Below are 13,827 nucleotides of genomic sequence, written 5' to 3'. Positions count from 1 at the left end.
CGCCCCGAGGGGCGGCGTCCCGCTAGACCGAAATTTCCCGACGTGCCGGGTTTCGACCCGCGCAGACCGGGTAGCCACGCCCGTCCTTTCTGCGGTGATGACGGGGTGAGAAGCGATGCCGAAGCGGGTAACCACCGAGCGGGAACGCGAACGAGGGCCTATCGTGCTGGCACCGGCGCGCTTCGGCGGATACCCCGGTCCGATCCGGCAGGCGATCCGGGGCAGCCACCTGATCAAGCTGCTGGGCACCACCGACGCGAAGCAGATCGGCCTGCTCTACCTGACCACCTCGTTCGTGTTCTTCATCCTCGGCGGCGTGATGGCGATGCTGATGCGGGCCGAGCTGGGGCGCCCCGGACTCCAGTTCCTCTCCAACGAGCAGTACAACCAGCTCTTCACCATGCACGGCACGATCATGCTGCTGCTCTTCGCCACCCCGCTGGTCTTCGCGTTCGGCAACTACGTCGTACCGCTGCAGATCGGGGCACCGGACGTTGCCTTCCCCCGGCTGAACGCATTCGCCTACTGGCTGTACCTGCTCGGCGGCTCGCTGGTGGTGCTCGGTTTCCTCACCCCCGACGGGGCGGCCGACTTCGGCTGGACCGCCTACACCCCGCTGAGCCGGGCCCAGCACAGCCCCGGTATCGGACCCGACATGTGGGTGATCGGGCTGGTCGTCTCCGGCCTCGGCACCATCCTCGGCGCGGTCAACATGATCACCACGATCATCACCCTGCGGGCGCCCGGCATGACCATGTTCCGGATGCCGATCTTCACCTGGAACATCCTGCTCACCGCGGTCCTGGTGATCCTGGTCTTCCCGCTTCTCGCAGCCGCGCTGCTCGCGCTCTACGCCGACCGCCGGATCGACGCCCATGTGTACGATCCGGCCACCGGCGGCCCACTGCTGTGGCAACACCTGTTCTGGTTCTTCGGCCATCCCGAGGTCTACATCGTCGCGTTGCCGTTCTTCGGCATCATCACCGAGATCATCCCGGTCTTCGCCCGCAAGCCGATCTTCGGCTACAAGGGCATCGTCTTCGCCACCATCGCCATCACGGTGCTGTCGATGACGGTCTGGGCCCACCACATGTTCGGCACCGGGCAGGTTCTGCTGCCCTTTTTCAGCATCCTGAGTTATCTGATCGCCGTACCGACCGGGGTGAAGTTCTTCAACTGGATCGGCACCATGTGGAAGGGGCAGATCAGTTTCGAGACGCCGATGCTGTTCGCCATCGGCTTCCTGGTCACCTTCCTGTTCGGCGGGCTCACCGGCGTCCTGCTGGCCAGCCCGCCGGTCGACTGGCACGTACACGACAGCTACTTCGTGGTGGCGCACTTCCACTACGTACTGTTCGGCACGATCGTGTTCGCGGCGTTCGGCGGGGTCTACTTCTGGTTCCCGAAGATGACCGGGCGGATGCTCGACGAACGCCTCGGCAAGCTCCACTTCTGGACCATGTTCATCGGCTTCCACGGCACCTTCCTGATCCAGCACTGGCTGGGCAACGAGGGCATGCCCCGTCGGTACGCCGACTACCTGCCCACCGACGGCTTCACCGCGCTGAACATGGTCTCGACGATCAGCTCGTTCATCCTCGGCGCCTCGACCCTGTTCATCATCTACAACCTGTGGAAGTCGTACCGGTTCGGTCGGATCGTGGCCGTCAACGATCCCTGGGGCTTCGGCAACTCGCTGGAGTGGGCGACCAGTTGCCCGCCACCGCTGCGCAACTTCGACCGGATGCCGCGGATCCGCTCCGAGCGTCCCGCCTTCGACGCCAAGTACGGCCCACTGGTGGCCGATCTCGGCCGGGATCTGCCACAGCGCTCGACCAAACCGCCACAGGACATCGGCGACGAGTTGCACGCCGAGCAGCACCACGGCTCGGACAAGTCAAGCCCGGGAGGCGCGTACGGTGCCCGCGAGGCGACCCGCTGGCAGCCCGATCCGCGCTCGGGTGCCCGCCCGATCGAGGTCCCGGAGCCGGAGGAGGTACGCCGGCCGAGTTTCGAGCCGAGCGCGCCGGACGTGCAACTGGACAACGACCGGGGCGGCCCGAGCAGTGAGCACTGGCGTACCGGCCAACCGCCGGAAGAGGACGGGAAGGGCTGAGTCGATGCCGTCGTGGTGGTGGCCCGGACCGGCGGGCGGTGGTGACGATCCCACCGCCCGGCGGTCACTCGTGCAGCGGTGCCAGTCCGGCCGAGGCGAGCGAGTGCCGTACGCCGGGCTGGGCCCGGGTCAGCTTCAGGGCCACGCCGCTGCGGGCGGCCGCGTCCCGGCCCGCGATCAGCGCCGCTATCCCCCCGGGCTCGAGCAGTCCCACGTCGACCAGGTCGACCACCACCTCGGTGGGCTGCCCACTGCTCACCGCCTCGACGACCGCGCGTCGCAACTGGTCGCTGGTGTCGCGGTCGAGTTCGCCGCCGATCGCGATGACCGTACGGTCACCGGACTGGCGGACCGACAGCCGGGTCTCCGGGGCGTCCGGATCCACTCCGCCGGCCTGCCAGGGTGCCGGAGCGTCGGCGAGCATGGCCTGGCGCAGCCAGGTGAGCGCGCGGGAGAGCAACCGGGAGACGTGCATCTGGGAGATGCCGAACCGGGCGGCGATCTCGGCCTGGGTCTGGTTGCCGTAGAACCGCATGGCCAGGATGCGCCGCTCCCGCCAGGGCAGCCGCCCGAGCAGGCCGCTGACGGTCACCCGGTCGTCCACCGACTCCAGATCGGCGTCGGACTCCCCCACCAGGTCACCGAACTCGGCCGAGCTCTCCCCGCCGACCGGCGCGTTGAGCGAGGCCGGGCTGTAACCGGCGGCGGATTCGAGGGCCGCGAGGATCTCCTCCTGCGGGGTTTCGAGCCTCGCCGCCAGTTCGGCCACCGTCGGTGCCCGGGACAGTTCGCTGGTCAGCGCGGCAGTCGCCTGGCCGACCTCGAGGATCAGGTCGCGCAGCCGGCGCGGGACGTGCACCCCCCAGGTGCGGTCCCGGAAGTGCCGCTTGATCTCGCCGACGATGGTGATCGCGGCGTAGGCGGTGAACGAACCGCGTTCCGGGTCGTACCGGTCGACGGCGTTGACCAGGCCGAGCCGGGCGACCTGTTCGAGGTCCTCCAACGGCTCGCCCCGCCCCCGGTAGCGGCGGGCCAGCCGGCCGGCGAACGGCAGCGCGAACCGGACCAGGTCGTCACGGGCCTCCTGCCGGCGCTCGTCCGGCAGGCCCTCGATCCGTGCCGCGTACGCCAGCGCGGCCGCGTCGAGGTCCTCCAGCCCGCGTTCGTTCGGCGCGGGCGTGGGCGTAGTCGTGGGTGTGTCCGTGCTCGTGGTCGTACTCGCGTTCGTGGTCGTGCCCGTGCTGATCTGTCCGAACATCCGCGCCTCCCTCAGGAAGGTCCCCCACCCGGATTTACGGAACCGGCCAGTGACGCCCTCGCCACGGTGGACCGGACCGGAGCGCGAAGATCTGACCGGAAACAGCCCAACAGCGCCCGCTCACCATTTCGTCACGTAGCGCAGTCAACCGGTTGCAGTCAGCGACGTTCCCGCTCTGTAGGTACTCAATCACGGGACCGGACTTTCGCGGGATGTTTTGGCCGGCGGACCCCCTCGACAGGACGGCGGATGCCCTCAACAGACCAGCAGTCCGTGCGCGGTGCCGCTGGCCCGCAGGCCGGCCAGTGCCTCCTGCACCCCGAGGCGCGGCGGCGCCGGCAGGTCGTACGGCTGCCCGCGCAACACCTCGGTGGCGTGCCGGGTCGGTACCGAGGTGACCGGATAGCCCCGCGCCGCGATCCGGTCCAGGGCCCGGCGACGGCGACCGAACGACGCCACCGCCAGCCACTGCGGCAGCCCGGCCAGTGCCGGTGAACGCATCCCCGGCGGCTCGGGCAGCACGTCGACCGAACTGAACGCCGTACTGCCGGCCAGCCACCACTCCGCGCCGGCCACCCGACGACTGGTCGCGTTCTCGCACCAGTACGGCACCAGCCCCGCCCGGACCACCTGCCACGGATCGATCAGCCGCCCGCACTCCACCACGCACCGGTCACCGCTCTTGCCGGCGGCCCGCAGCCATCCCCGGTACACGTCCGCGGTCGACGCGCTGAGCGCCTCCGGCTCGGCGAAGAGCACCCGGTGCAGGGCGCTGTCGGCCTCCCGGACCCAGTCCAGCACGCTCTGCTCGAAGCCGGGCTCGATGCCGTGCTCGGCGTACCCCTGCGGACCGACCGGCGGCGGCGGTTCCCACCGCTGCGGATCGCCACCCGCGGTACGCAGCACCTGGTTCAGCGGCTCGCTGAGGATGCGGAAGTCGGCCGGTGTCATCCCGCTGCCGGGGCTGCCCAACTGGAACGCGTGTCCCTGCCCCTGATCGGCGACCGGCCAGGTCCGTACGTCCCGCAGCAACAGCACGGGCGCACCCGGTGCCAGCCGCTCGTCGAGGAAGTTCCGGTACGCCTGCGGCAACTGCCGCCAGCGCAGCACCAGGGACACGGTCGACCCGGCGAGCACCCCCCGTACCGCCGGATCGTGCACCTGCCGGACCCGGATGCCGGGATTCACCGCGACCAGCCGCTGCGCCACCTGGGAGCCGTACGCGTAGGAACCGGCCAGGTTGTCCACCGCCCCCTGGGGCCACTGCACCGAGACCTCGAAACCGGCCGGGAGCCACGGCATGCCCAGGGCGGTGGCCAGGTGCACGGCGGCACCGCTGGGCGAACCGAGGACCACGCCGGGAAACTCGCCGGCCGGATAGTGGTCCACCATCCACCGGGCCACCCACTCGGCGTCGACCTGCCCCACCTGGCGCACCGGCAGGGCCGCCCGACCGCCCGCGCGGGCCACCGCGGCCCGGCGTACCGCCTCCGGGGTGCCCGGAAACCGGGCCAGCATCGGCTGGTAGCCGAGATCGGCGCAGTCCTCGCCGCGCAGCGCCCGGGACGCCGCGGCGAGCAGCACCCGCGCCGGGCTGTCCAACGCCACGATCCGCCGCGGTCCGGGGACGTCGGGCCCACTCGCGGCCACCCATTCCTGCATCTCCCGCACCGGGACCCGCCCTTCATCCGTCCACTTGCCACACGCGGGCTTCCCGTCCGGATCGCGTTCAAACGACCTTTCCGCAACCCTGCGTGACTAATCCGAGGACGGCACCCTTCTGCGCCACTGGCCCGTGAACGCCCGGCACATCCCGGGTCACCCGGTTGCCTACCGGGTGACCGCTTGCGTACCGCGCGTCGTCCCGGAACACACGGGCGTTGAGTCGCCACCTGCGCCCACGACCCCGCTCAGGTCAGGTCAGGTCGTCGCCGCCGTCCGCCCGCTCCCGGACCAGCTCGGCACGGGCCCGGCTGGCCACCTCGCCGCCGTCCTCCGCGCGGTCCGCCAGCAACCCGCGCAGGTCCGCGAACGGCTGGTCGGGCGGGGAGAGCGGCACCGAGGCGTCCACCACCGCCTCGATCAGGGTGGGCCGGTCGGCGGCGAGTGCCTCGTCCCAGGCCGCCCCCATCATCTCCGGCCGGTCGATGCGCAACCCGTGCATGCCGAGCAGCCGGGCCCACCCCGCGTACGGGACGTCCGGCAGCCGCTGGGCCTCCGGCACCGCAACCTGTCCCGCCCCGCGCTGGGTCTGGCTCATCCCGGCCTGGTCACGGTTGTTGAGCACCAGCACGACAAACCGGGGGTCGGCCCACTCGTGCCAGCGGTTCGCCACCGTGACCAGCTCGGCCAGGCCGTTGAGCTGCATCGCCCCGTCACCGGCGAGGACAACCACGGGCCGGTCCGGCGCGGCCAACTTCGCCGCGATGCCGTACGGCAGGGAGCAGCCCGTGGCACCAAGGGTGCTGGACAGGTGCGCCGGCACACCGGGCGGCAGTTGCACGTGGCGGGCGTACCAGTAGGTCACCGAGCCGACGTCCACCGCGACCGCGCTGTCCCAGGGCAACCGGGGCGACAGCTCGCGCAGCACGTGCTGCGGGTTCATCGGCTCGGCCGGTGCGTCGGCGCGGGCCGTGGCATCGCTCCACCAGCGGTCGAAGGAGACCTCTATGGTCTCCCGCCACTCCCGGTTGGCCCGCTGCGGCACCCGGTCGAGCAGGGCGCGCAGCGTCTCCGCCGCGTCCCCGATCAGCGGCACGTCCACCGGGTAACGGTTCGCCACCCGGCGGCCGTCGATGTCGACCTGGATCACGGCCGCCTGGCCGGGCATCGGGTAGTAGTCGGTCCACGGATCGTTCGTGCCTACCAGCAGGAGGGTGTCGCAACCGCCGAGCAGTTGCGCGCTCGCGGTGGTGCCCAACTCCCCCATCACCCCGGTGTGGAACGGCAGCCGCTCGTCGAGCACCGGCTTGCCGAGCAGCGAGGTGGTGATGCCGGCGCCGACCCGGTCGGCGAGGGCGACGATCTCCTCGGCCGCGCCGTAGCCACCCTGTCCCACGAGCATCGCCACCCGCCGACCGGCGCCGAGCAACTGCGCCGCCGCGTTCAGGTCCTCCTCGTGCGGCATCACCCGGGCCGGGGGCAGCCCCGGCGCCATCGAGAACACGCCGTCCGACCGTGGCGGCAGATCGGGTACGGCGGCCGTCTGCAACTGCTGCGGCACGATCACGCAGGTCGGGCTCCGGGTCGCCACGGCGGTACGGAACGCCCGGTCGATCAGCGAGGGCACCTGCTCCGCGGTGCTCGCCACCCGGACGAACTCACACACGTCGCTGAACAGCCGGAGCAGCTCGATCTCCCGGTACGCGGCGCCGTACGGGCCGTCCAACTGCTGGCCGACGATCGCCACCACGGGCTTGCCGTCGAGCTTGGCGTCGTACAGACCGCCGAGCAGGTGGATCGCCCCCGGCCCCTGGGTGGCCAGGCAGACACCGACCCCGCCGCTGTACTTGGCGTGCCCGGTGGCCATGAAACCGGCCGTCTCCTCGTGCCGCGCCTGGACGAAGGCCGGCTTGCCGCCGGCCCGTCGCAGCGCCGCGACGATCCCCTCGACGCCGTCACCGGAGGCACCGAAGACCCGCGGCACGTGCCACGCCCGCAGCCGCTCGACGAGCAGGTCCGCCACCACCCTTGTCGGCTCAGCCATCCGTCCTCCCCGGGGTGCTGGCGTCGGCGTACCGCAGGATCGCGCCCACGCCGTCGGGCAGATCCGGCGCCTCGTCCGGCCCGAGTACGGTCAGCCCGGCGTCGGTGGCGACCAGTGCCCGGACCAGGGCGGCGTCGGCCCGTACGGATTGCGGGTCGGCCACCGACATGGCGGTGAGCTGCTCCGGTCCGGTGGCGATGTCGGTCGGCTCCGGACCGATCCAGAGCTGGTCGGTGGAGGACGGGTCGTCGACCAGCAGCATGTTCTCGACCTGGCTGCGTTGCAGCGCGGTCACCACCGCGTCCATCCCGTTGCCGATCTGCTCCTGCATCCCGAACTTGTCCAGGGCGGCGTCGGCGTGCGCGGTCGCCACCTCGGCGATGGCCTGCACGGTCACGTCGTCGAGCGCGGCATTGTCGGTGCCTGCGGCCCGGAAGCCCGCGTCGGTGTGCACGATCCGGTCCTGCCAGCGTGCCGGCAACTGGGCGGCGAGCATCTGCCGGGCTCGGGTGTCCCCCGCGACCACCACCACCTCGGCTCCGACGGCATCGGCGAGTTCGGCGGTGGCCGCGGCAGCGTCGTTGGCGTTGCGCTTCCATGCGGTCAGCGCGGCCCGTTGGAAATTCGACTGCGACCATCCGCCCGGCTCCACCCGCCGGATGGGGAAGCTGTTGCCGCCCCTGACCTGCGCGCGGCGGGTCACCCCGCCGGCGCTGACCCCGTCGACGTCTGCGCCGGTACGGTCGGCGAGCACCCGTACCCAGGCGATCTGTTCGCCGCGCTGGGCCAGCAGTGGCATCGTGTGGGCGAGCGGTCCGTTCGCGGCGAGATCCTTCATCGGTGGGGCGGACAGGTACTCGCTGAGCACCACCTCGCCGTCGTTGGCGAAGGCGGCGAACCCGTAGTCGCCGGCCATCGGATCGTGTCCGCGTACCACGCTGTCGAGCGCCGCGACCGTCGCCGGGTCGGCCCCCTGCTCGGCCAGCCGTTCCCGGAGCGCACGCCAGCGCAGGTCCAGCGCCGGGCGGGAGTCCTGGCTGTCACGTGAGGCATCCAGGTAGACCGAGGCCCAGGGTCCCGGTCGGGCGTAGATCGGGCGCAGGAAGGACAGCTCCATGGTTGTCGACCCCTCTCCAACTCGCCGCTGGCATACCCGCGCCGTCCGGCTTGTCACCTGACCGCGATCACCGGAGGCGGGATTCACTCACTTTCCGCCCACCGGGGGCTACAGATACAATGCGTGAACCAAAGCGGACTCTCGGTGGTGAAAATGGACAGCGAGCTCTATCCCGAGCGAGTGGCGTACCGGCGTGGGCCGATCGTCACCGGCCGGGTCATCCGGTTGCTCGAGGGCTACTCACGCGAGATGCGGGTGCAGCAACCGATCGTCGTCGCGGTGCTCGCCACGGCCGGGGTCGCGCGGGTGATCCTGCTGCTGTTCGCCTCGCTGCTGCGGTCGGGGTCCGGAGCCGGGGCGCAGCGTCGCTGGAAGGAGCTGCGCAAGGGCCCGGAGTTCCTGGTCACGCCGTTGCGGATCCGGGACAGCGAGGGCGTGCTCTGCGAGATGGAGATCCACGGTCACCTGCCGCAGAGCGCCATCGAACCGGCCGACCACATCCAGGTGACCATCCGGCCGCAGAAGGACACGCAGCTCGCGCCACGGGTGGAACGGATCGTGAACCTGACCACCGCGCAGCTGCTCACCCCGCGCCCACCGACCGTCTGGTCGCACCTGGGACCGGCGCTGCTGCTCCAGGCGATTTTCGGACTGCTGCTGATCGGTGCGATCGCCGCCTGCACAGTGGTCAACGGCTGACCGCGCCGACCGAGCCGGCCGCTGGTGACGGCGGGTCAGGCGACCGGCACCGGGGTCCGGGCCGGGGCGGGGTCGGACAGCAGGCCGCGACGCCGGGCCCAGCGTTCGAAGCCGAGGGTGGCCAGCGGCGGGATCGCGCAGACCAGCGCCACCAGCGTCACCGACCAGCTCCACCGGCCCAGGCGGCTGACCAGCAGGACCAGTCCGACGTACGCGACGAAGAGTCCGCCGTGGATCGGGCCGAAGATCTGCACCCCGATCTCGTTCTCGGTGGGGCCGTACTTGAAGATCATCCCGGTCAGCAGTGCCAACCAGGAGATCGCCTCCGCGATCGCGGCCACCACGAACAGTTTCTGCGCCGTACGCCGCATCGACCCTCCTTCGACTTCCGACCCGTGATCGTACGCGAGCCCACGGTCGCCCTCGGCCGATACCGCCGTATCCGGGCTTCCCGCAGACCGAGAGGGGCCGGTGGCGGGTGTGTCGGCTCGGTCCGGTCGGGGAACCATGTCGATCGAGACTTCCCTTGCGGCACCGGCCGTGCGAGGTTGGAACCACTCGGAGTAGCTGGATGGTGACCTGATGGGTGAAGAGGTTGGCCCGCGGACGTTCACGCGTGAGGACCGCGCGCGGTACCGGGAGAAGATCCGGCACTGCCTCGACGTCTTCGCCGAGATGCTGCGCGAGTCCCGGTTCGACGTCGACCGGCCGCTCACCGGGATGGAGATCGAACTCAACCTCGTCGACGACTACTCGATGCCCGCGATGCGCAACGCCGAGGTGCTGACCGCGGTCGCCGACCCGCAGTTCCAGACCGAACTGGGCCAGTTCAACGTCGAGATCAACGTCGCACCGCGCCAACTCGCCGGCACCGGTACGGCCGACTTCGAATCCGACGTACGGGCCAGCCTCAACTCGGCGAACCTCAAGGCCCGTACGGTCGACACCCAACTGGTCATGATCGGCATCCTGCCGACGCTGCGGTCGGACCACCTCACCGTCGAAGCACTGTCGGCGAACCCCCGCTACACCCTGCTCAACGAGCAGATCTTCGCCGCGCGCGGGGAGAACGTGGCGATCCGGATCGCCGGTGTGGAGCGGCTGGAGACCACCGCCGACACCATCACCCCCGAGGCCGCCTGCACCAGCACCCAGTTCCACGTACAGGTCAGTCCGGCCCAGTTCGCCGCGTACTGGAACGCCGCCCAGGCGATCGCCGGTATCCAGATCGCGCTCGGAGCCAACGCACCGTTCCTGTTCGGCCGGGAACTCTGGCGGGAGACCCGGATTCCGCTGTTCGAGCAGTCCACCGACACCCGGCCGGAGGAAATCAAAGCCCAGGGCGTACGGCCACGGGTGTGGTTCGGGGAACGCTGGATCACCTCGGTGTTCGACCTGTTCGAGGAGAACGTCCGCTACTTCCCGGCGCTCCTGCCGATCTGCGACGCCGAACAACCGGCGGCCACCCTGGCCCGCGGCGACATCCCCGCCCTGTCCGAGCTGCGGCTGCACAACGGGACCGTCTACCGGTGGAACCGCCCGGTGTACGACGTGGTCCACGGGCGCCCGCACCTGCGGGTGGAGAACCGGGTGCTGCCAGCCGGGCCGACGGTGGTCGACACCATCGCCAACGCCGCCTTCTACTTCGGGCTGGTCCGCAGCCTGGCCGAGTCCGACCGCCCGCTCTGGTCGCAGATGTCGTTCAGCGCCGCCGAGGAGAACTTCCACACCTGCGCCCGGCAGGGCATCGCCGCCCATATCTACTGGCCCGGTCTGGGCTACCTGCCGGTGACCGAACTGGTGCTGCGCCGCCTGCTGCCCCTGGCCCGCAGCGGCCTGGACCGGTGGGGGCTGGCGCCGGCCGAGTCCGACCGGCTGCTCGGCATCATCGAGCAGCGCTGCCTGACCGGGCGTAACGGCGCGACCTGGCAGGTGGCCACCCTGCACGAACTGGAACGCGTCGGCGGACTCGACCGGTCGGCCGCGCTCTGCGAGGTGCTCCGGCGCTACATGCCGCTGATGCACAGCAACCAGCCCGTCCACGAGTGGCCGTACCCGGACTGACCCGGCTCAGGCCGTCAGGACCACCTTGTTGCAGTCCTTCTGCTTGTTCTTGAACATCTCGTACGCCTGCGGAGCCTCGTCCAGCCGCATCCGGTGCGTGACCACGAAGCTCGGGTCGATCTCGCCCCGGCGGATCCGATCCAGCAGCGGCCGCAGGTAACGCTGGACGTGGCACTGACCGCTGCGCAAAGTCAGCGACCGGTTCATCAGTGAACCCATGGGAAACTTGTCGACGAACCCGCCGTAGACCCCGATGACCGAGACGATGCCGGCGTTCCTACAACTCATGATCGCCTCACGTAGCGCGTGCGGCCGGTCGGTCTCCAGCCGTAGCGCCTGCTTGCCCCGGTCGTACGCGTTGATCGCACCCGACGGGTGGTGCGACTCCGTTCCCACCGCGTCGATGCAGGCGTCCGGCCCACGGCCGGCGGTCAGCTCCCGCAGCGCCTCGAGCACGTCGGTCTGCTCGTAGTTGATGATCTCCGCGCCGGTGTTCTCCTGAGCGATCCGCAGCCGTTGCGGGTACCGGTCGATGGCGATCACCCGCTCCGCGCCGAGCATCCGCGCGCTGGCCATGGCGAACTGTCCCACCGGGCCTGCGCCCCAGACCGCGATGACGTCACCACGTTGGATGTCGCACATCTCCGCACCCATGTAGCCGGTCGGGAAGATGTCGGACAAAAAGAGCACCTGCTCGTCCCGGAAATCGCCCTCGATCTTGATCGGGCCGACGTCGGCGAACGGAACGCGGGCGTACTCGGCCTGCCCACCGGCGAAACCACCGAGCATGTGCGAGTAGCCGTAGACACCGGCCGGCGCGTGTCCCATCACCATCTCCGCCAGAGCCGCGTTCGGGTTCGAGTTCTCGCAGACCGAGAAGAAGCCGTGCGTACAGGCGGCGCAGTGACCGCAGGCAATCGGGAACGGCACCACCACCCGGTCGCCGACGCGCAGGTTGCGGACCTCCCGACCCAGCTCGACCACCTCGCCCATGAACTCGTGGCCGAGGATGTCGCCCTTTTTCATGGTCGGGATGTAGCCGTCGTACAGGTGCAGGTCGGAGCCGCAGATCGCGGTCGAGGTGATCCGGATGATGGCATCCCGATCACTGAGGATCCGTGGGTCCGGCACCTCGCGTACCTCGACGGTGTTGCGGCCCATCCAGCAGTTCGCTCGCATCGTGGCTCCCCCGTTCGCCGGACCGCTACCGATCCCTCAACCGGCCAGCGGTTGTGCCGGACGCCGCATCATGTGTCGACGGAGATCCGTACCGTCCGGGCTGCTGTCCGACCGGACGATCTCGCCCGTCTCGATCACCTGCTTGAATCGGCGCAGATCATCCTTGACCTGCTGCGTCGGCTCCTCGCCGAAGAGCTTGGCGACCATCCGGCCGAGCTTGCCGGCGGGCGGCGCGTAGCCCAGTTCCACCCTGACCTCGGTGCCCCGTCCGCCGGGAACCGCCACGAACCGCACCCGGCCCGCGTTCGGCACCATCGTGCCGGGCAGCGAGCGCCAGGCGAGCACCTCGGACGGCCGGTCCTCGATGATCTCGGCGTCCCAGTACACGCTGCTTCCCGCCGGGGCCTTGGCCGTCCACCGCGACCGCCCGTCGCCACCCACCCGTACCGATTCCAGGTGCCGCATGAAGCGGGGCAGGTTGGCGAGGTCCCGCCAGAACCGGTAGACCTCGTCGGGGGGCCGGTTCACCGTCACCGACGCCCGCAGCCGCATCACTCGTCGATCCGCACGGGCGGCGCCGGTCGCCGACATCGCGGCGAGAAGATCCAGCGCGGTGATGGCGCCGATGACGCCCGTGGTCACGGCCAGACGCCGGCGCCGCTCGCGGTCTCCCATCCTCAGGGCCAGACCGAGCACACTCAGGTCCATCGCGTCCCCGGCGACCCGGGTCCAGATCCACAGCGCCGGCCGTCGCCCGCTGAGCAACCCGGCGGCACTGGCCAGCTCACGTGCCCCCACGCCGCGCAGGATGGTCGAATGGTTCGGCAGGTGGTCCAGACCGGCGACCTCGACGAGCCGGTCCGGTACGGCCAGCAACGCGACGCCGAGTCCGGCGCTCAGCGCACCGAGCAGCCGGGGCATCGGCCCCGTCCCTCTGGTCGCCATCTCGCGCGGTTCCTCCGCGGATCCGACCCCGTCTTCGCTACGCACCCGGTCACACCTCCCGCCCGTGGCCCTGGTCGTCCGAGCAGACCGACCGGGGCGGCGGGTCGCCGTGCCGACGACCGCCGCCGTACGCCTCACCACAAGCTAACCTGCGGTTCGTGGTACGCCGGCCGAACGCGGAACAAGCACCCGACCGGGCCGGCGGCCCTCCGGACCGGAGGTGGCCCCCCGCCGGTCACGGTCGAACGACGGTCGACGATCGACCCGATCGGAGGATGCTCGGTCACCACTGTGGAGGCGGTTGACGGACGCCCGGCCGAGGTGCCGGTGTCGTCGGTCACCTTCGGGCTTTTCGGGATGCGGATCCGGCCCGATTGCACTTTCCTTGTACGTGGGGTCGCGTGCCGCGGTGTGGCGGTGGGACGGCCCGCCCGGCCGGTTCGGCCGCACCCCTTCCCGCTCTTTTTCTGCCGGCACCGGTGCCGGCGTGCCCACTCTCGCTTGGACGGAGACGAATGTGACGCCCCGACGGGTCGGCGAGCACCTCGCGAACGGTTCAACCAGCCCGGACCTCCCCTGCCGCCCCATCCCCACCTCGCGGCCGCACGTCGGGCTGCCGACCGCCTCCGGCGGTCCGGTCGAGGGCCGGCAGCGGATTCTGATGCTCTCCTGGGAATACCCACCCGTCCTCGTCGGCGGACTCGGCCGACACGTCCACGCCCTCTCCGTCGCCCTCGCCGCCG

General features: G+C 70.6%; 11 protein-coding genes. 4 read left to right on the top strand and 7 right to left on the bottom strand.

What is annotated here, in order from left to right; all coding sequences use genetic code 11:
- The first annotated feature begins 115 nt into the window (after nucleotides 1-115).
- Nucleotides 116-2,116, top strand: a complete 2,001-nt coding sequence (gene ctaD / locus ACWEFB_RS00055; RefSeq protein WP_452280672.1) for an aa3-type cytochrome oxidase subunit I — start codon at nucleotides 116-118, stop codon at nucleotides 2,114-2,116.
- A gap of 64 nt (nucleotides 2,117-2,180) precedes the next feature.
- Here ctaD and ACWEFB_RS00050 read toward each other — a convergent pair whose 3' ends face one another.
- The 4 genes from ACWEFB_RS00050 to ACWEFB_RS00035 form a co-directional block, all read right to left on the bottom strand.
- On the bottom strand, nucleotides 2,181-3,374 hold the full coding sequence (locus ACWEFB_RS00050; RefSeq protein ID WP_452280670.1) for a SigB/SigF/SigG family RNA polymerase sigma factor: 1,194 nt from the start codon (nucleotides 3,372-3,374) through the stop codon (nucleotides 2,181-2,183).
- Between the two features lie 255 nt (nucleotides 3,375-3,629).
- A complete protein-coding gene (locus ACWEFB_RS00045; RefSeq protein WP_452280668.1) occupies nucleotides 3,630-5,036 on the bottom strand; it encodes a hypothetical protein in 1,407 nt (468 codons plus the stop codon).
- A gap of 253 nt (nucleotides 5,037-5,289) precedes the next feature.
- Nucleotides 5,290-7,080 carry a thiamine pyrophosphate-requiring protein gene (locus ACWEFB_RS00040; RefSeq protein ID WP_452280666.1) on the bottom strand — a complete coding sequence of 597 codons (1,791 nt, stop codon included), beginning with the start codon at nucleotides 7,078-7,080 and terminating at the stop codon, nucleotides 5,290-5,292.
- The gene (locus tag ACWEFB_RS00035; RefSeq protein ID WP_452280664.1) at nucleotides 7,073-8,197 is read right to left on the bottom strand and encodes a baeRF2 domain-containing protein; all 1,125 of its coding nucleotides are present in this window, start codon (nucleotides 8,195-8,197) and stop codon (nucleotides 7,073-7,075) included. Before ACWEFB_RS00035 ends, ACWEFB_RS00040 begins: the two co-directional genes overlap by 8 nt.
- A 144-nt stretch (nucleotides 8,198-8,341) precedes the next feature.
- Between ACWEFB_RS00035 and ACWEFB_RS00030 the strand changes: the two genes are divergently transcribed.
- Nucleotides 8,342-8,896 (top strand): hypothetical protein, encoded by a 555-nt coding sequence (locus tag ACWEFB_RS00030; protein ID WP_326563319.1) that lies wholly within the window; start codon nucleotides 8,342-8,344, stop codon nucleotides 8,894-8,896.
- 35 nt (nucleotides 8,897-8,931) lie between these two features.
- Here ACWEFB_RS00030 and ACWEFB_RS00025 read toward each other — a convergent pair whose 3' ends face one another.
- A complete protein-coding gene (locus ACWEFB_RS00025) occupies nucleotides 8,932-9,267 on the bottom strand; it encodes a DUF3817 domain-containing protein (RefSeq protein WP_326558707.1) in 336 nt (111 codons plus the stop codon).
- A 211-nt stretch (nucleotides 9,268-9,478) separates the two neighbouring features.
- Between ACWEFB_RS00025 and ACWEFB_RS00020 the strand changes: the two genes are divergently transcribed.
- On the top strand, nucleotides 9,479-10,960 hold the full coding sequence (locus tag ACWEFB_RS00020) for a glutamate--cysteine ligase (protein ID WP_452280662.1): 1,482 nt from the start codon (nucleotides 9,479-9,481) through the stop codon (nucleotides 10,958-10,960).
- Between the two features lie 6 nt (nucleotides 10,961-10,966).
- Here ACWEFB_RS00020 and ACWEFB_RS00015 read toward each other — a convergent pair whose 3' ends face one another.
- Both ACWEFB_RS00015 and ACWEFB_RS00010 read right to left on the bottom strand, forming a co-directional pair.
- Nucleotides 10,967-12,139 (bottom strand): zinc-dependent alcohol dehydrogenase, encoded by a 1,173-nt coding sequence (locus tag ACWEFB_RS00015; protein ID WP_452280660.1) that lies wholly within the window; start codon nucleotides 12,137-12,139, stop codon nucleotides 10,967-10,969.
- Between the two features lie 36 nt (nucleotides 12,140-12,175).
- Nucleotides 12,176-13,129: an SRPBCC family protein gene (locus tag ACWEFB_RS00010; protein WP_452280658.1), complete on the bottom strand. Its 954-nt coding sequence runs from the start codon at nucleotides 13,127-13,129 to the stop codon at nucleotides 12,176-12,178.
- Nucleotides 13,130-13,601: 472 nt separating this feature from the next.
- On the opposite strand from ACWEFB_RS00010, the gene ACWEFB_RS00005 reads away from it, so the two are divergent.
- A partial coding sequence (locus ACWEFB_RS00005; protein WP_452280656.1) for a glycogen/starch synthase occupies nucleotides 13,602-13,827 on the top strand: 226 nt, incomplete at its 3' end.

The sequence above is a fragment of the Micromonospora sp. NPDC004704 genome, assembly GCF_053601675.1.
This window is presented reverse-complemented; position numbering and strand designations above follow the sequence as displayed.